Raw genomic sequence first — 18,729 nt, 5'->3', positions numbered from 1 at the left:
TGAGATAGAAAAGAAAATACAGTAATTAAACTGTAACTTTATTATACGAGGAGGTAAATGTATGGAAACAAATGAAACTTTCCAAGAGATAAAAGAAAGGTTTATAGCTGCAGACTTGGATACAAAAATTGAAATATATACAACTGTTCAAGGCTTATCAGTGGAACAATATAAAGAGCTACTCAGGGTTTTTCCAATAAAATATTTAGATAAATTGGAAAAGGCGATGTCATAATTTTAGGAGGATTGAGGGATTATATTTTCTTCAATCCTTTTTATTTGTAATAAAAATATGATATTATATATAAAACATATTATGCAGGAGGAATGGAATTGAAAAAGATACTACTGATTTTATTAGTTATTTCTCTATCTTTATCATGTCTTTTAATAGCAGCAGAGCAGCATATATTTGATATAAAACATTATAGGAGGGCTTATTTTGCACATGATATTCTACAAGTTACCGGAAAAGAATATTTTGAACTTGAAAGTATAACTAATGATATATTCATTTATTTAAGGGGAAAGGCTGGAGATGAAATCCTAGAGCCTAATTTTAATCAACGAGAAATACTACATATGAGAGATGTGCAAGTCTTATTTAAATATGGATTTATATTAAAATATATAGCTATTATATTATCCATTGGACTAATAATTTATTTTGTATTGATAGGAGAGACAAAATTAGTAGGAAAGTGGATTTATAAAGGTCTTTTTGTTAATTTGATTTTTATTGGTATTCTCGGGATCATGATATACTTTGATTTCACTAAGTACTTTACTTATTTTCATTATATATTTTTTACGAATGATCTTTGGTTATTAGATCCTCAAACTGATTTGCTAATACAAATGTTACCTGAAGAATTTTTTAGTTCTATAGCAACTAGTATAGGGTTATCTTTTTTAGGTTTTGTGGCAACAATACAAGGTATAGGATATGCTGCAACTAAGAAAGGGAGAGAGAAAAATGAAAAAGGATTTAAGTTATTTAAAAGAGAATCGTAAAGATAAGGAAGAACAGAGAGTATTAAATAATTTTTATACTAAGCAGATAAAAAAAGGTAAAACTACTCGGGCAGACATTATGGATAAAATATCTTTAGGAGTAGGCATTTTAATCCTTTTAGTTTTAATACTAAATAGATTAATAAATAATTTTATCATTTCTTTAATATTATCATTTGTTATTGCAATGTTTATGGGTATATATATAAAAAAAATAAGCCTAGAAATTAGGCGTAAAAAAATAGAAGAATTTAAAAATGAGTATAAAATAAAACTTGAAGAAGAAAAAGTATTGTCAGCTGACGAGGATATAGAGGACTATATTATAAATAGATATTATGAAAAAAAATCAGAGTTAAAATCAAGCTTCAATTTTCTAAGTAAAGATAAAATATTTAAATTATATTTTTTATTTATTGTGTTTTATATCACTGCTTATTTTTCTACTTACCCAACATATTATAAAGTAATGGGTGTAATTTCTTTTCTTATGGCAAGTTTTATAGGATCTTATAATTTAACTGAGTATATTAGGAAGAAGGACAATAAAGATTTACTTAGCAGAGATAATGATGTATAATAATGTGTAGTTAGTAAGACAGAGTAGGTAAAGAGCGTTAAGTGTTAAGGGATGGGAAGTTGCCCTTAAACGAAGGATTAAATTCTGCGATTCTTTACCGCGTCCGCTGGACCATTAAAGAATCCTCTCATCTTTAGTGTGACAGTTGCTGTCACTAACAAGAGAAAGGAGGATACAAATGAAAAATGGTAAAAGAATAGACACAAGGATACTAACACAATCAGCTTTTCTAGTGGCGTTGTCAATTGCATTGACAAGATTTGCATCTATTATGGTGCTTCCGACTTTGAGAATAGGCTTTGGAGAGTTACCAATAATGTTGAGTGGAATGTTATTTGGACCAATAGTTGGGGGAATATCTGGAGCAGCTGCAGATCTAATAGGTATTATGGTTAATCCTCAAGGACCACCTCATTTTGGATTCACTTTAAGTTCTATGTTATGGGGTATAATACCAGGGCTTTATGTTCTCTATTTCAGAAGAAAAGATACAAAGAGCAATCCATTCTCGATACTAAGAGTTTTTGCTATGGTTAGCACATGTTATATAATAATATCTTTGGGTTTAAATACTTACTGGCTATCTCAGTTATATAACAAAGGTATTATTGTGATACTACCAAGTAGAATTCTAACAGCTTTAGTTAATATACCAATTCAAAGTATGATTATCACTTACTTGATAAAATATCTTAAAAACATTGTAGCATTCTAGGAGGTTTAAATGAAAAAAGTATTAGCTTTAGTTGGTAGTCCTAGGAAAGGAAAAAATACAGATAACTTATTAGAATTTTTATTAGATGGAATTAGAGAAAATGATTATGAAATTAACAAAATATATTTAATTGATAAAAAAATAAATCCTTGTACTGGATGCGATTATTGCGGAAAGATAGAAGCCTGTGTAAGTAAAGACGATATGAGTTCTATTTATGAAGGCTTTGATAATAGTGATATAATAATATTAGCAGCACCTATTTATTTTAACTCAGTAAATGGGGTGACAAAAAATATGATAGATAGATGCCAAAAATATTGGTCCTTAAAATACTCTTTAGGTAAGCAGTACAAGCGAAATGAAGAGAGGACAGGTGTGTTTTTAGCTACAGGCGGAGCTCCCTTTGCATATAATCAGTTTAATGGCTCTATAGCTGTGATGGACTATTTTTTTAAGGCTATAAATGCTAATTACAAAGGAAACTATTTTATATCTAATACAGATGAGGAGCCTGTAGATAAAAGATTAGATGTTAAGGAAGAATTATATGAAATAGGCAAAAATATTTGGAACATAAAAGACTTCTACCTTCACAGGTAGAAGTTTTTTATAACGAATAGGAAAGTTCCACTTTAATGTTTCATATCAAGAACTTGACCATAATGAATTTTAAGCAGATCACTTAAATTTTTGATTCCGGGCAAATCGCTTATGCATTGGTCAATAAAAGCATTCTCTAATATGACATTAAAAGCTTTTCTTATATAAGGAGGTGTAAAAAATGATAAGATTTTTAACGGCTGGCGAATCCCATGGTGAATCTCTTGTAGGCATAATTGATGGAATACCTGCTAATCTATATCTGGATATAGATTATATAAATAAAGACTTGAAAAGGAGGCAGATGGGGTTTGGTAGATCAGCTAGAATGCAAATAGAGAGTGATGAAGTAAATATATTATCAGGTGTAAGTAAAAATTTTACCACGGGAAGTCCTATTACTATATCCATTAAAAATAGAGGTACAAATATTGAATTGGTAGAGGTTACCAAACCAAGGCCAGGTCATGGAGATTTAGCAGGTGCATTAAAATATAATCAAAAGGGTGGCAGGAATATTCTAGAGAGAGCATCGGCAAGAGAAACAGCTATGCGTGTAGCCTTAGGCAGTATCTGTAAACTCCTATTAAAAGAATTTAATATAAATATTTACAGTCATGTTATAAATATAGGTGGTGTAAATTCAAATATTGATTATTACAATGGCTTGGAAATTAGGGAGCTTACTGGAGTTGATCAGTCAAGTATTAGAGTAATTGATAAATGTTCTGAGAAGAAAATGATAAATAAAATCCAAGAAGCAAAAGAAGATGGAGACACATTAGGTGGGATTATAGAAATTATAGCCAGTAATATTCCTATAGGATTAGGTAGTCATGCTAATTGGGATACAAAACTAGATGGAAGACTGGCAGCAGCATGTATAAGTATACAGGGGATAAAAGGTATTGAATTTGGATTAGGGGGTATTGCAGCATCAGCCTTAGGGTCCAAATTTCATGATGAGATTCTCTACGATGATAATAGGTATAAGAGAAGAACAAATAATGCGGGGGGAATAGAAGCTGGTATATCAAATGGAGAAGATATAGTTATAAGGGTAGCTATGAAGCCAATACCTACTCTTAAGAGACCTTTAGAGACTGTGGATATGCTGACTAAAGAGAAAGCAATTGCACAATTTGAAAGGTCAGATACATGTGCAGTTCCTTCTGCTAGTATAGTTGCCGAGTCCATGGTAGCATATATATTAGCAGACGAATTAATTAAAAAATTTGGAGGAGATTTTTTAGAGGAGATTAAGATTAATTATAATAATTATCTTAAATATTTAGAAAGCAGGTAATGAGATGGTGTGGAAACAGGTAGATAATATATGGGAAGAATTATATCAATATTTGATTGATGATAATTTTATTCTTGTAACTGATAAGAATGTATATAATATATATAAAGAAGAATTAGAGAATTTATTAAAGGGGAGAGAAGAAATATATATAATTCCTTCAGGGGAAGCCAGCAAAAACCTAGAGGAATTATCCAATATATATAGTTTATTAATCCAAAGGAATATTGATAGAAAAGGTAGGATTCTTTGTCTAGGTGGCGGAGTGGTAGGGGATTTAGCAGGTTTTGCTGCTGCGACATACAAAAGAGGAATTGAATATGTTCAGATTCCTACAACTTTATTATCTCAAGTTGATAGCAGTATAGGAGGTAAGACGGGAATAGATTTTTCTGGCCATAAAAATATAATAGGTTCTTTCCATTTTCCTTTAATAACTTTAATTTGTACTTCCTTTATTCATACATTGCCAGAAAAAGAAATCACCTGTGGACTTGGAGAAATAATTAAATATGGCTTAATCCAGGATTATAATTTTTTTAAATATATAGAGAGAAATATGAATAAAGTTTATAGTAGAGATATGAAGGTACTCTCATTTATTATAGAAAAATCTATAAAAATAAAATTGTCTATGGTAGAGAAAGATAAATTAGATGCTGGTATTAGGCAAAACCTAAACTTTGGACATACTGTTGGTCATAGTATAGAATCTTTTTTTGGATATACAAAATATAATCATGGTGAGGCAGTTATACTTGGTATGATGTATGAAAGCAATATTGCCTATAAAAGAAATCTTATAGATAAAGAATATTATAATGAAATCATAAAAGTATTGAGTCCTTTAGTGGAACAAATAATTTTTAGTAATGATGAAATAAATATTCTTTTAGAATATATGAAGAACGATAAGAAAAATAAATATGGGAAGATTTCCTTTATTTTACCTGTAGGAAGGGGTAAAGTAAATATATTTTATGATGTAGAAGAAGAACTTATTATAAAAGCAATATTAAATGATTATAAAAAGGAATAATTTATGAGAATTTTCCTATGAGTTATAAAACCAGTTGAAAATAAATTTTTTATAGTTGAAAGGGTGTAGATTTTGAAGATAGAAGGAATAAAAGCTTTAAGAGGTGAAATAAAAATACCAGGTGATAAATCTATTTCTCATAGGGCGGTAATGCTTGGCTCCATTTCTAAAGGAGAAACGACTATTGAAAATGTTTTATTATCTGAAGATACTTTAAGAACAATTGAATGTTTTAGAGAAATGGGTATTAAAATAGATATCGATGGAAAAGAGAATAGGGTGAGAATTCAAGGCAAGGGGATATATAGCCTAGAAAAACCTAATAAACCTCTAGATTGTGGCAATTCAGGTACTACAATGAGGTTGTTAGCTGGAATACTAGGGGGGCAAAAATTTTCTTCAACTCTTATAGGAGATGATTCTTTAAGTAAACGACCAATGGATAGAATTATTATTCCCTTAACCAAAATGGGGGTAAATATTAAAGGGGAAGAAAATAAATATCCCCCACTTAGGATCTATCCTTCAGATGGATTGCAGGGAATTGAATATGAGTTACCTATTGCTAGTGCTCAAGTGAAGTCTTCTATTCTCCTTGCTTCTATTTACAGCAAAGGAAAGACTAAAGTTATAGAGAAAAAAACAACTAGAGATCATACCGAAAGAATGCTTGAATATTTTGGGCAAGGGGAGTTTAAAGGCAAGGAAATTTATGTTCCTGGAGATATTTCCTCTGCATCATTTTTTATAGTAGGAGCTAGTATAATTAAAGATTCCTCTATTGTCATTAAAGATGTGGGAATTAATCCTACGAGATCAGGGATTATTGATGTAATAAAGGCTATGGGAGGAAATCTCAGGATAGAAAATATAAGAACTATAAATAATGAGCCTATTGGAGATATACATGTTTCCTACTCTCCATTGAAAGGAATTAAATTAGATGAAAACATTATAGGAAGGTTAATTGATGAGATTCCTATAATAGCTGTAGCTGCTGCCTTTGCAGAAGGTACTACAATAATTAGAAATGCAGAAGAGCTTAAATATAAAGAAACTGATAGGATAAAGGCTATGGTTAATGAGCTGAGGAAAATGGGTGCTGACATTGAAGCGTTGTCAGATGGATTAATAGTAAATGGGAAAAAATCTTTAAATCCGACCAATGTGAATACTTATAATGATCATAGAATTGCAATGGCTCTATCTATAGCAGCCTTAAATATAATAGGAGAATCGAAGATTATAGATACTCAATGTGTAAATATATCATATCCTAATTTCTATGAGACCATGTGGGAGATATTGGAATAGTCTTTGATTTTTTTGGGACAAAGTTTTATAATAAATCTAGGATACATAATTTATAGGAGGATGAAGAAAAATGAGAACACAATTACCAATAGCTTTATCAAATAAACATATACATTTAAGTCAGAAAGATTTAGATATTTTATTTGGAGAAGGATATCAATTGACAAAGATGAAAGACTTATCTCAACCAGGGCAATATGCCTGTGATGAAAAGGTTGACGTTGTAGGACCGAAAGGCATATTAAAGGGCGTAAGAATATTAGGACCAGTTAGATCAAACACTCAATTTGAGTTATCAATATCAGATGCCTTTGCATTAGGTGTAAAACCAATGGTTAGAAATTCTGGTGATATTAAAGGTACTCCAGGGGCAAAACTTATTGGTCCAAAGGGTGAGGTCGAAATATCAGAAGGCATCATAGTAGCAGCAAGGCATATTCATATGCACACAAGTGATGGAGAAGAATTTGGGGTAGCAGATAAAGATATAGTAAGTATAAAAGTAGGTGGAGAAAGAGGTTTAGTATTTAATAATGTATTAGTTAGAGTATCTGAAGATTTTGCTCTTGAAATGCATGTTGATGTAGAAGAAGGAAATGCAGCAGGAATAAAGAATGGGGATTTGGTGGAGTTAGTCAAATAACTTTGGAGGTGACATGATGGTAAATATATTAGGAATGATAGATCATACTGTATTGAAGCCAGAAGCCACAAAAGATATGATTGAAACTTTATGTAAAGAAGCAATGGAAAATAATTTTGCTGCTGTATGTGTAAATCCTTATTATGTAAAATTTTGTAAGGATATTTTAAAGAATTCAAATGTAAAAGTGGCGACTGTTGTAGGATTTCCATTAGGTGCCAATACAAAAGAGGTTAAAGCTTTTGAAGCTATAGATGCAATAAACAATGGTGCTGATGAAATAGATATGGTAATTAATATAGGAGCTTTAAAGATAAAAGATTATAAAACTGTTAAAGATGATATAAAAGCTGTGGTGGAATCATCTAGAGGTAAAGCAATAGTAAAAGTAATAATAGAGACATGCCTTCTTACTGATGAAGAAAAAATTAAGGCCTGTGAATTTTCTATGGAAGCAGGAGCTGATTTTGTGAAAACATCAACGGGATTCTCCACAGGCGGTGCAACTGTAGAAGATGTAAGGTTGATGAAATCTGTAGTAGGAGATAAATTAGAAGTTAAGGCATCTGGAGGAGTTAGAGATTTGGAGTCCGCAAAGAAAATGATAGAAGCAGGTGCTACTAGATTGGGAACTAGCTCTGGTGTTAAAATAGCAAAAGAAATCTAAAAAAATAAATATTTTCCTTTTCTTGTTATAAAATTTGAAAATTATGAAAAACTATAATAAGAGGAGGGATAAATTGAAAAGATATTTATTATTTATATTAGCTTTAATGTTGTTTTTACAAATTGGCTGTAAGGCTGTTAAAGACGAAGAAATAGTTGAGATAGAGGAGCCGGAGGATACAGCAGTAGAAGTATCAATCGAAGATAAGATAATAATAGATAGGTCAGAAGATTTGGCGGATTATGTAGTTGAACTTTTTGGTATAGATGATGCAGCAACTATTATCTTCAACGATACAGCGCTGGTTTCTGTAATCATGGCACATGATACAGTGCTTACAGAAGATACTAAAGACTTAATTAATAGCTTAGTCATGGAAAAGGATGCAGGGATTAAAGAAGTATTAATATCTAATGATGAAAAGACTTTTTTTCAGATTGTACAGATTATAAGTGATCTATTGAATGGTTCACCCTATGATAAACATGTTGGTGAAATTAGTAAAATGATTGAAAAAAACAAATAATAAATCTGAAACCCAATTGGAAAGATTGGGTTTTTTGTATTTTTTTATTAAATACATAATATTAATATAAGTAACAAATTTAATTTTGGGTATAGTAAAATAATATATGAGAAGGAGGAATCAATTTGACACTAAAATCAGAAAGAATCAAAATTGGAAATGGGATATATTTAAACTTAATAAGAACAGATAAATTTAAATCTAATTTACTTAGTTATTATTTTTTAAGACCCTTGTCTAAGGAGGAGGTTACCAAAAATGCTTTACTGCCCTTAGTCCTTAAGAGAGGTACAGCTGAATATGATACAAACTTAAAGATACAAAGAAAGCTAGAAGAAACCTATGGAGCAAGCCTAAGTATAGCTATTAATAAAAGAGGCGAGAAGCATGTTCTTAGATTTACTGTAGAGACTGTTAATGGTGATTATGTAGGTGATGGAGATTATATTTATGAAGTAATTAATCTCTTGAAATCTATTATTTATAATCCAGCTTTGGAAAAAGGATATTTTAGAAGAGATTATGTTGAACAAGAAAAAGAAAATTTGAGACATAAAATTGAAGGAAGAATAAATGATAAAAGATCTTATGCCCTAGATAGATGTATAGAAGAAATGTGCAGAAATGAAAAGTTTAGTATTTTTCCGTTAGGTAATATAGATGATTTGGAAAATATAGACGAAGGCATATTGTATAAGCATTATCAAAATGTAATTAATACATCTCCTATAGAAATATTTTATGTTGGGGAATATGATGAAAAATTAATAGAGTATATTAAAAATATAGAAAAAGTAGAAAGAGATAGCGTTATCACTATACCAAGGGAACAAATTATATCAGGAGTTCAAACTAAAAATATGGTGCATGAAGATTTAGATGTAACTCAAGGGAAATTAGTACTGGGTTACAGAACGGGAATTCCCTATGAGGATAGATTATATAATGGCCTTATAGTAGCAAGTGATATTCTAGGTGGGGGGCCAAATTCTAAATTATTTAGAAATGTAAGAGAAAAGGAAAGTTTAGCTTATTATATTACTTCTACTATTTATAAATATAAATCCATTATGTTAATAGATGGTGGTATTGAATTTAATAATTTTGAAAAAACAATAGATATTGTAAAAGAGCAGTTAGAAGAAATGAAACATGGAAACTTTACTGACGAAGATATAGAGGTATCAAAAAAATCCATAAAATCTTCAACGGAATCTATTAGAGATAGTATTTTTCTTATATCGGAATATTTCTTTAGTCAAATATTATCTGAAGATAGTAGATCTTTGGAAGAAATTTTAAGAGATATTGATAGTGTTAGTAGAGAAGAGATAACAGAAGCTATGTCGAAGGTTGTTCTTGATACTATATACTTCATGAAAAATTCAAAAGCTTAGAAATGACATAGATACTAAAACAGCCTAAAAATAGAAGGAGGTATATAAGTTGGATATCAAAATATACGAAAACGAAAAAATAAGAGAAAAACTTTATTATAAAAAGATGAAATCTGGCTTAAAAGTTTATTTTATGCCAAAGGAAGGATATACAAAACAATATGCAATATTTGCCACTGATTATGGTAGCATTGATAATGTATTTACACCAATAGGAGAAAAAGAAACAGTAGAAGTGCCTGAAGGCATTGCACATTTTTTAGAACATAAACTTTTTGAAGAGCCTGAACAAAATATTTTTGATAAATTCTCCAGATTAGGAGCAAATGTTAACGCTTATACTAATTTTACTCAAACAGCATATTTGTTTTCATCTACTGAAAACTTTTATGATAATCTGGCCCTATTGGTAGAGTTTGTACAGCATCCATATTTTACTGATGAAAATGTAGAAAAAGAAAAGGGAATTATTGCCCAAGAAATAAATATGTATAGAGATAATCCAAGTTGGAGGGTATTTTTTAATTGCCTAGGTGCAATGTATAATGAAAATCCAGTAAAAATAGATATAGCTGGAACTGTGGAAAGTATCCAAAATATAAACAAGGAACTACTTTATAAATGCTATAACACATTCTATAGCCCAACCAATATGGTTATATTTATCGTAGGCGATCTATCCTTTGATGAGATAATCAAAGTAATAGATGAATCAGAGAAAAAGGATTATAAGGAAGTAGAAAAAATCAATAGAGTTTTTCCAGAGGAACCTAAAGAAGTAAGAGAAAAGTTTATTGAAGAAAGCATGATGACGTCTAGCCCTTTGTTTTATATTGGATTTAAGGATACAAATAATGAGCTAGAGGGAGAAAAGCGAGTTAGAAAAGATTTTATTACAAATTTTATACTTGATATGTTATTTGGATCTAGCTCTGTATTTTATAATGATATGTATGAAGAAGGGCTTATTGATAGTAGTTTTGGAGCATATTATACAGGGAAAAAATCCTATGGACATTCTATGATTGTAGGTGAATCAAAGGATCCCAAAGAGGTATATAATAGAATCATGTTGTTCTTTGAAAAAGAAATAACTTCAATTTTATTAGAAGAGGATTTCAATCGTATAAAGAAGAAAAGTATGGGAGAGTTCCTAATGGGGCTGAATTCTGTTGAATTTATTGCAAATACATTTATTTCTTTGTATTTCGATGATTTCTTATTAATAGATTATTTAGATATCTTGGAATCTATTGAATATAAAGATATAGTTGAGAGATTTAACAATCATTTTACAAAAGATAATTCTGTCTTGTCCATAATAAATCCCTTGAGATAATAGAAATCAATCTTAATTTGTGATATACTAGTCCAATGAAGTATTTTGAAAGGTGGTTTTATTATGGATCCAATTGCATTTCAGATTTTTGGACTTGAAATTAGATGGTATGGTATTTTAATTGCTACAGGGGTACTAATAGGTACTATACTTGCTATTCGAGAAGCTAAAAGAGTTGGACTTGATGAAGAAACTTTAATGGATTTCCTAATATGGGAAGTTCCTTTATGTTTAGTAGGTGCGAGATTGTATTATGTAGTATTTAGTTGGGATATGTATAAGTATAATCCTATAGAAGCATTAAATATTAGAAATGGGGGATTGGCAATACATGGAGCCATAATCACTGCTATTATTGTAGCCATTATTTTTACCAGAATTCGCAAAATAGATTTTTGGACAATTGCAGATGTATGTGCTCCTAGCTTAATACTAGCTCAGGCAATAGGGCGATGGGGAAATTTTATAAATCAAGAAGCCCATGGTGGTCCTACAAATTTACCTTGGGGAATTATGGTAAATGGAGTAAAGGTACATCCTACTTTCCTTTATGAATCCATTTGGAATTTCTTAGTTTTTTTGTTCCTTCTATGGTATGGAAAGAATAAACAAAAAGTTAAAGGAGAAGTTTTTCTATTATATTTATCCTTATATTCATTTATTAGATTTTTTATAGAAGGACTTAGAACGGATAGCCTAATGTTTGGACCAATTAGGGTTGCGCAGCTTGTAAGTGTAATAGGAGTTGTTATTCCAATGTATATATTTTATAGAATAAGAAAAAATATAAAGAATAAATTTTAACTGTTGGTAAAAAATGCCAGCAGTTTTTTTATGTCATTTTACCCTGTAATGTCGAAAAATAGAGAACTATGACTAAAGTACTAAATTGTTTTTTTTCAAAAAAGGGTGGAAGGATTTTTTAATTTAGTGTAGAATAGTATATATAGTGGTAGAAAGTGGTGGAAAGTGGTAAGAAATATACAGCAAGTGAGTGATTGGTATGTTTATTGGTGAATATCAACATACTTTAGATACTAAAGGAAGAATAATAATGCCTTCTAAATTCAGAGAAGAATTAGGGGAAGAATTTGTTATGACTAAAGGACTTGATAATTGCCTCTTTGTATATCCTAAAAATGAATGGGCTGTTTTAGAAGAAAAACTTAAAACATTACCACTTACCAACCGTGATGCGAGAGCATTCATTAGGTTCTTCTTTGCAGGAGCTAGTGAAGGTGCTTTAGATAAGCAAGGGAGAGTTCTTATACCAGCTAATCTTAGGGAACATTCCAGATTAGATAAAGATGCTGTAGTTATAGGTGTATCTACTAGGATAGAGATTTGGAGCAAGGAAGAATGGGATGCTTACAATGATGATGATAATTTATCTTATGATAGTATAGCAGAGAAGATGGCTGAGTTAGGGATATAACTGGGGGAGATTGTATGAAATTCGAGCATATATCAGTTTTATTGAAGGAAATATTAGATGGATTAAATATAAAAGAAGATGGAATATATGTAGATGGAACTTTAGGAGGTGCTGGCCATTCAGCTGAGATTGTGAAGAGATTAACTACAGGAAAGTTAATAGGAATAGACCAAGATTTAAATGCATTAAAAAAAGCAAGTGAAGTACTTAAAGAATATAGTGACAAGGTAATATTAATTCACAATAACTATGAAAATATATATGAAGTATTAAGTGATTTAGGGATTGAAAAAGTAGATGGAATTCTTTTGGACTTAGGTGTGTCATCACATCAGTTAGATGAAGAAAGCAGAGGGTTTTCCCATAATAAAGATGCACCATTAGATATGAGAATGGATGAGACAAGTTCTTTTTCTGCTTGGGATGTAGTAAATAAGTATTCTGAAGAAGAATTGGAAAAAATCATCTGGAATTACGGTGAAGATAGATGGGCTAGAAGGATAGCTAAGTTTATTGTTGAAGAAAGGAAAGAAAAATCTATTGACACAACACTTCAGCTAGTGTCAGCTATTAAGAAAGCAATACCAAAGGAAGTAAGGAAAGATGGACATCACCCAGCTAAGAAAACATTTCAAGCGATTCGCATAGAAGTAAATAGAGAGCTAGATGTTTTAATAGAATCAATTCCTAAGATGGTGAACCTTTTAAATCCAAATGGTAGATTAGCTATTATTACTTTTCATTCTTTAGAAGATAGAATTGTAAAAGAAGGATTTAAGGAATTATATCTTGACTGTATTTGTCCACCACATTTACCAAAATGTGTATGTCAGAAAACTAGAGAGATAGAAATTATTACTAGAAAACCAATAATACCAAGCGAAGAAGAAATAACTATAAATCCTAGGTCTAGATCAGCTAAGCTTAGGATAGCTGAGAAACTTAATGTTCTAAATAGAAAAGGGGGAGAATAAATTGTTAGTAGCGAAAGAGCTTAGTTATTACCCTACAGAAGCACTAGAAGTCAAAGAGAAACCAAGAAAGAAAACAAGGAAAATACAAGAAAAAAAGAAGAAGAAAAATAATAGCCTTGCAAAGCTGACAATTATGAGTATACCTATGGTAATCTTAGGGATAGCTTTATCTATATTATTTCGATATGCAAATATAACAGCAGTGAGACAAGAAATAACTAATTTAGAAAGGCAGAAAGTAGAGCTTGAGAAGGTAAAATTAGATTTAGTAGCTGATCTTGAAGGAATAAAATCCTCAGTAAAAATTGCAGAGGATGCAGTTACAAAATTAGGCATGAATTATCCAACTGAGGGACAGATAGTATACGTTTCAATAAATGACAATAAAGTGGAACATGTGGAAAAAAATAGTATTGGAAAGCAAATAAGAAAGGTATTTAGCATGGTTACAAACTTGTTTTAGGAGGTAGTTGCTTTGGCAAAACCCAGTTATTCATCTAAGAAAAGATTATTATTTGTTTTTGGTGTAGTAGTTATGGTTTCTATACTTTTGATTGGAAGATTAGGTTACTTACAGATAGTAAAAGGTGAAGAACTGAAGAAAGGTGCATTAGAACAGTGGACCAAAGGAATAACTATAAAATCAAAACGTGGAGTTATTTATGATAGGAAAGGCAAAAAGTTAGCAGTAAGTATAACAGCATCTACAGTATGGGCTAGTCCGCCTGATATAAAAGATGCTCATAAAACGGCAAAAGAAGTGGCGAGAGTTTTAGGCCTAGATGAGGAAGTTGTATATACAAAGATTACTAAAAAGATAGGAACTGAAAAATTAAAACAGTGGATAACTAGAGAAGAAGCCGCAGAGTTGAGAAAATTAAAATTACCTGGTATAGAAATAGTAGATGATAATAGAAGATATTATCCATATGGAAATTTTGCTTCTTTTGTATTAGGTTTTACTGATATTGACAATAATGGATTATATGGGATTGAAAGGACCTATGACAAATATTTGACTGGTACACCAGGAAAATGGGTAAAAACTACAGATGCAGCAAGTAGACAATTACCTTTTGATGGTGAAAAGATATATGAAGCATCAGATGGGCTGTCAGTTGTTTTAACTATAGATGAGACAATACAACATTTTGCAGATAAAGCAGCTGAAGAAGCTGCAATAGTTACAGGCGCTAAGAATGTTTCTATTATATTGATGGAACCAAAAACAGGAGATGTTTTAGCGATGTCTTCTAAGCCGGATTATGATCCTAATAATCCAAGAATACCATTAAATGAAGAAACTAAAAAAGAATGGGAAGCATTGCCACAGGAAGAGCTTCAAAAACGTTGGTATGATATGTGGAGAAATTTTGCTATCAATGATGCCTATGAACCAGGATCAACATTTAAGGTAATTACTGCAGCTGCTGCCATTGAAGAGAATATTGCTAACCTAAACTCTCACTTTTATTGTAATGGGTTTGTTAGAGATATAAAAGGTGTATTATTAAGATGTGCTAGATGGTATAATCCTCATGGAGATCAGACATTTATAGAGGCAATGAACAATTCCTGTAACGTAGCTTTTGTTGATTTAGGTAGAAAAGTAGGGAAAGAATTATTATATAAATACATAAAAGCTTTTGGATTTGGTGAAACCACAGATATAGATTTAAATGGAGAACAGGGAGGCATTATACCAGCTAGTACAGATAGCATAAAGGAAGTAAATTTGGCTACAATGTCCTATGGTCATGGTATAGCAGTTACTCCTTTACAGTTAATTAATGCAGTATCTTCCATTGCTAATGGTGGTAATTTAATGAAGCCTAGACTTGTAAAAGAGTTAATAGATGATGAAGGAAAAATTGTTGAAACATTTGAGCCAGAAATAAAAAGAAAGGTTATATCAGAATCAACTTCTAAGACTATAATGGAAATGTTAGAAAATGTAGTTAGTGAAGGTACAGGAACTAAGGCATATATTCCAGGATTTAGAGTAGGTGGAAAAACAGGTACTGCTCAGAAGATTATTGATGGTAGATATGCACCAGGTAAGTATATTGGCTCTTTTGTTGGTGTAGCTCCAGCAGATAACCCCCAAGTGGCAATATTGGTTGTAGTAGATGAACCTGTTGGGCAATATTATGGGGGAACTATAGCAGCACCTATAGCTAAGACTGTGTTAGAAGAGACTTTGAACTATCTCGAAGTTACACCAGTTTTTACAGAAGATGAGAAAGGGCAAATTATTGAAAAGGTAATAGTACCAGATGCGAGAAATATGAAGATTGGTGATGCAGGAAAGATTTTCACTGAGAAAGGACTAAAGTATACAACTGAATATTTAAACTTAACCTCTGATTCAGTTGTAATAGATCAATTTCCATTGCCAAATACAGAAGTTCAAAAAGGTTCAATAGTAGATTTATATGTAAATGAAAAAGCAGGAAAACGAATCATAATGCCTTATCTTATTGGAAAAGATAAGGAAGATGTAATTAAAATTCTTGATGAGTTAAATCTAAATTATGAGCTAAAGGGAGAAGGAAAAGCCAAGACTCAAAATCCAATACCTGGTGAAGAGATACCTATCAATACAAAAATAGAGGTTGAATTTGGTGAGACATAAGAGTAATATAATTAGAGGCAACTTAAATGAAGTTGCCTTTTAGTTAATATTTTCATATAGGATAAAAGAAAGTAGGTGCATTATGAATCTAAAGTATATTACAAGAGACTATGAATTTGAGTTAATTAAAGGAAAACTAGACATAAATATAACTGGAGTTGAAAATGATTCAAGGAAAATACAAAAAGGGAACCTATTTATTGCAGAAAAAGGATTTACTGTAGATGGACATGATTACATTGACAAGGCAATAGAAAATGGAGCTGTAGGAGTAGTAGTAGAGAAGCAAGTATCTATTGATGAGGATATTACAGTAATTAAGGTGGAAAATTCAATAGATGCACTGGCAAAATTTTCTGGTATCTTTCATGAAGAGCCATGGAAGAATCTGCAGATGATAGGTATAACGGGAACTAATGGCAAGACATCTATCACTTATTTTATTAAAAGCATATTAGAGGAAAACAATAAAAAAGTAGGGATTATTGGAACTATTGGAGCAGTTATTGGAGATGAAAATATAAAAATTGATAATACTACGCCAAATGCCTTAATTATTCATGATTTATTAAAGAAAATGGCAGATATAGAAACAGATACTTGTATTATGGAAGTTTCATCTCATTCTTTAGAACTTAAAAGAGTAGAGTATATGGATTTTCAAATAGGATTATTTACTAATCTTACTAAAGATCATTTAGACTATCATGAAACAATGGAAAAATATTTTAATAGTAAATTAAAGCTTTTCTATAAAACAGATAAAGCTAATATAATAAATATAGATGACGATTATGGAAAGAAGATTGTTGAAATAGTAGGGGAAAGGGTGCCTTTACTAACATATGGAATAAAGGAAAAGTCAGATGTTTTTGCATCTGATATAGAATTTACATTATCTAAAGTCAGATTTACTTTAAATACTCCTAAGGGTAAAACTAATGTACTTCTAAATGTACCAGGAGAGTTTAGTGTATATAATGCATTGGCAGCAGCAGCTTGTGCATATTCATATGAAATTCCTTTAGAAATTATTAAAAAGGGGCTAGAAGCAGTTGAAGAGATAAAGGGAAGATTCGAGGTTGTGCCTACAAATACTGATTATACGGTTATTATTGATTTTGCCCATACTGCAGATGCTCTAGATAAGGTACTTACTGTCATTGATGAATTTGCAGAAGGTAGAAAAATAGTTGTATTCGGGGCAGGTGGCAATAGAGACAAGACTAAAAGGCCAGAAATGGGAGAAACTGTAGGACGTCATGCAGATTTATTTATAGTTACATCAGATAATCCAAGGTATGAGGACCCAGAGATGATAATTGAAGATGTTTTGGTTGGTACAAGAAAAGCAAATGGAAAATATATAAAAATAGTTGATAGAATAGAAGCCATAAAATATGCGATAGATAATGCTAGACCTAAAGATATAATATTGCTAGCTGGAAAGGGGCATGAAACTTATACCCTTATTAAGGGAAAAACTTATCCCTGTGATGAAAGACAAATTGTTCTTGATTATTTACATTCAAAGAATAATTAAGACTTGGATTAGATACTTGAGAGGAGAAAATAAATGATTGAATATATAGATATTTTTAGAACAATTTCCATTTCTTTTTTGATTACTCTTATTCTGGGTCCAATAATGATTCCATTATTAAGAAGACTGAAAATAGGGCAAAGTGTTAGAGATGATGGACCACAAACCCATTTAAAAAAATCTGGAACCCCTACTATGGGTGGAATTATTATTTTTATAGCTTTAGTCATTACAGTATTGACATCAGGTATGATGAATAAGGATATGTATATTCTGTTAATATCTACTTTTGGTTTTGGTTTAATTGGATTTATTGATGACTACATAAAAGTAGTTAAAAGAAGATCATTAGGACTTCGAGCTTATCAAAAATTAATAGGGCAAGTAATGTTAGCTACTGTACTGGCAGTTTATCAATCATCTACATCTATTTTAGGCACTAAACTGATTGTACCTTTCTTGAACAATCAATATTTAGATTTAGGTCCTCTTTATATTCCATTTATTGCTTTTGTAGTAGTAGCTACTGTAAATGCAGTAAACTTAACTGATGGCTTAGATGGATTAGCATCTGGTGTCACATTAATAATATTATCCTTTTTTGGACTTATTGCATTAAATTGGGGTATGGGAAGCATCTCCATATTTTCAACTGCATTGGCAGGAGCATGTCTGGGATTTTTGATACATAATGCACATCCGGCGAAGGTATTTATGGGAGATACTGGATCATTAGCCTTAGGAGGTGCAGTCGCAGCCATAGCCATACTATTAAATATTCCCCTTGTAATACCAATAGTAGGTGGAGTTTATTTTATAGAGACTTTATCGGTAATTATACAAGTAGCATCTTTTAAATTAACTGGGAAAAGAGTATTTTTGATGGCACCGCTACATCACCATTATGAGCAAAAAGGCTGGAAAGAAACTAAAGTAGTAGCAGTGTTTTGGACTGCCACAGTAATTCTTTGTTTGATTGGAATTTTAAGTTTAATTTAA

The 18,729-nt window shown here is 31.0% G+C and carries 20 protein-coding genes and 1 riboswitch; all 20 genes read left to right on the top strand.

The window, feature by feature from the left end; translation table 11 throughout:
• Nucleotides 1-61 precede the first annotated feature (61 nt).
• Entirely contained in the window at nt 62-235 is a 174-nt protein-coding gene (locus tag RDK80_RS13860; protein WP_094900714.1) for a hypothetical protein, read from the top strand.
• 98 nt (nt 236-333) lie between these two features.
• Nucleotides 334-1,014 (top strand): TIGR01906 family membrane protein, encoded by a 681-nt coding sequence (locus RDK80_RS13855; RefSeq protein ID WP_308524584.1) that lies wholly within the window; start codon nt 334-336, stop codon nt 1,012-1,014.
• Nucleotides 977-1,594 carry a hypothetical protein gene (locus RDK80_RS13850; protein WP_216561210.1) on the top strand — a complete coding sequence of 206 codons (618 nt, stop codon included), beginning with the start codon at nt 977-979 and terminating at the stop codon, nt 1,592-1,594. The genes RDK80_RS13855 and RDK80_RS13850 overlap by 38 nt, the downstream gene beginning before the upstream one ends.
• 17 nt (nt 1,595-1,611) lie before the next feature.
• A riboswitch (THF riboswitch) is annotated at nt 1,612-1,705 on the top strand.
• 67 nt (nt 1,706-1,772) lie between these two features.
• Nucleotides 1,773-2,309: a folate family ECF transporter S component gene (locus RDK80_RS13845; RefSeq protein WP_216561208.1), complete on the top strand. Its 537-nt coding sequence runs from the start codon at nt 1,773-1,775 to the stop codon at nt 2,307-2,309.
• A 9-nt stretch (nt 2,310-2,318) separates the two neighbouring features.
• On the top strand, nt 2,319-2,912 hold the full coding sequence (locus RDK80_RS13840; RefSeq protein ID WP_216561206.1) for a flavodoxin family protein: 594 nt from the start codon (nt 2,319-2,321) through the stop codon (nt 2,910-2,912).
• Nucleotides 2,913-3,093: 181 nt separating this feature from the next.
• Nucleotides 3,094-4,218, top strand: a complete 1,125-nt coding sequence (gene aroC / locus RDK80_RS13835; RefSeq protein WP_308524583.1) for a chorismate synthase — start codon at nt 3,094-3,096, stop codon at nt 4,216-4,218.
• A 4-nt stretch (nt 4,219-4,222) separates the two neighbouring features.
• Nucleotides 4,223-5,257 (top strand): 3-dehydroquinate synthase, encoded by a 1,035-nt coding sequence (gene aroB / locus RDK80_RS13830; RefSeq protein WP_308524582.1) that lies wholly within the window; start codon nt 4,223-4,225, stop codon nt 5,255-5,257.
• A gap of 72 nt (nt 5,258-5,329) precedes the next feature.
• Nucleotides 5,330-6,571 carry a 3-phosphoshikimate 1-carboxyvinyltransferase gene (gene aroA, locus RDK80_RS13825; protein ID WP_246565891.1) on the top strand — a complete coding sequence of 414 codons (1,242 nt, stop codon included), beginning with the start codon at nt 5,330-5,332 and terminating at the stop codon, nt 6,569-6,571.
• A gap of 70 nt (nt 6,572-6,641) precedes the next feature.
• A complete protein-coding gene (pduL, locus tag RDK80_RS13820) occupies nt 6,642-7,214 on the top strand; it encodes a phosphate propanoyltransferase (RefSeq protein ID WP_216561202.1) in 573 nt (190 codons plus the stop codon).
• Between the two features lie 16 nt (nt 7,215-7,230).
• Entirely contained in the window at nt 7,231-7,881 is a 651-nt protein-coding gene (gene deoC, locus RDK80_RS13815) for a deoxyribose-phosphate aldolase (protein ID WP_094900731.1), read from the top strand.
• Between the two features lie 73 nt (nt 7,882-7,954).
• On the top strand, nt 7,955-8,407 hold the full coding sequence (locus RDK80_RS13810; RefSeq protein ID WP_158220084.1) for a YhcN/YlaJ family sporulation lipoprotein: 453 nt from the start codon (nt 7,955-7,957) through the stop codon (nt 8,405-8,407).
• A 125-nt stretch (nt 8,408-8,532) separates the two neighbouring features.
• Nucleotides 8,533-9,804, top strand: a complete 1,272-nt coding sequence (gene yfmF, locus RDK80_RS13805; RefSeq protein ID WP_094900735.1) for an EF-P 5-aminopentanol modification-associated protein YfmF — start codon at nt 8,533-8,535, stop codon at nt 9,802-9,804.
• 49 nt (nt 9,805-9,853) lie between these two features.
• Nucleotides 9,854-11,143 carry an EF-P 5-aminopentanol modification-associated protein YfmH gene (yfmH, locus tag RDK80_RS13800; protein WP_308524581.1) on the top strand — a complete coding sequence of 430 codons (1,290 nt, stop codon included), beginning with the start codon at nt 9,854-9,856 and terminating at the stop codon, nt 11,141-11,143.
• A 63-nt stretch (nt 11,144-11,206) separates the two neighbouring features.
• Nucleotides 11,207-11,947 (top strand): prolipoprotein diacylglyceryl transferase, encoded by a 741-nt coding sequence (lgt, locus tag RDK80_RS13795; protein WP_308524580.1) that lies wholly within the window; start codon nt 11,207-11,209, stop codon nt 11,945-11,947.
• A 199-nt stretch (nt 11,948-12,146) separates the two neighbouring features.
• The gene (gene mraZ / locus RDK80_RS13790; RefSeq protein WP_094900815.1) at nt 12,147-12,578 is read left to right on the top strand and encodes a division/cell wall cluster transcriptional repressor MraZ; all 432 of its coding nucleotides are present in this window, start codon (nt 12,147-12,149) and stop codon (nt 12,576-12,578) included.
• 14 nt (nt 12,579-12,592) lie between these two features.
• On the top strand, nt 12,593-13,552 hold the full coding sequence (gene rsmH / locus RDK80_RS13785; RefSeq protein WP_216561198.1) for a 16S rRNA (cytosine(1402)-N(4))-methyltransferase RsmH: 960 nt from the start codon (nt 12,593-12,595) through the stop codon (nt 13,550-13,552).
• A gap of 1 nt (nt 13,553) precedes the next feature.
• Nucleotides 13,554-14,015 carry a hypothetical protein gene (locus RDK80_RS13780; protein WP_308524579.1) on the top strand — a complete coding sequence of 154 codons (462 nt, stop codon included), beginning with the start codon at nt 13,554-13,556 and terminating at the stop codon, nt 14,013-14,015.
• Nucleotides 14,016-14,027: 12 nt separating this feature from the next.
• Complete coding sequence (locus RDK80_RS13775; RefSeq protein ID WP_308524578.1) at nt 14,028-16,187, top strand: penicillin-binding transpeptidase domain-containing protein; 2,160 nt, start codon at nt 14,028-14,030, stop codon at nt 16,185-16,187.
• Nucleotides 16,188-16,269: 82 nt separating this feature from the next.
• On the top strand, nt 16,270-17,730 hold the full coding sequence (locus RDK80_RS13770) for a UDP-N-acetylmuramoyl-L-alanyl-D-glutamate--2,6-diaminopimelate ligase (protein ID WP_216561192.1): 1,461 nt from the start codon (nt 16,270-16,272) through the stop codon (nt 17,728-17,730).
• A gap of 33 nt (nt 17,731-17,763) precedes the next feature.
• A complete protein-coding gene (gene mraY / locus RDK80_RS13765) occupies nt 17,764-18,729 on the top strand; it encodes a phospho-N-acetylmuramoyl-pentapeptide-transferase (RefSeq protein ID WP_216561190.1) in 966 nt (321 codons plus the stop codon).

The sequence above is a fragment of the uncultured Tissierella sp. genome (assembly GCF_902479755.1).
GTDB classification, from domain to species: Bacteria; Bacillota; Clostridia; order Tissierellales; family Tissierellaceae; genus Tissierella; species Tissierella carlieri.
The sequence above is the reverse complement of the archived record's forward strand: the minus strand, read 5'-3'. Positions and strand labels throughout refer to the sequence as shown.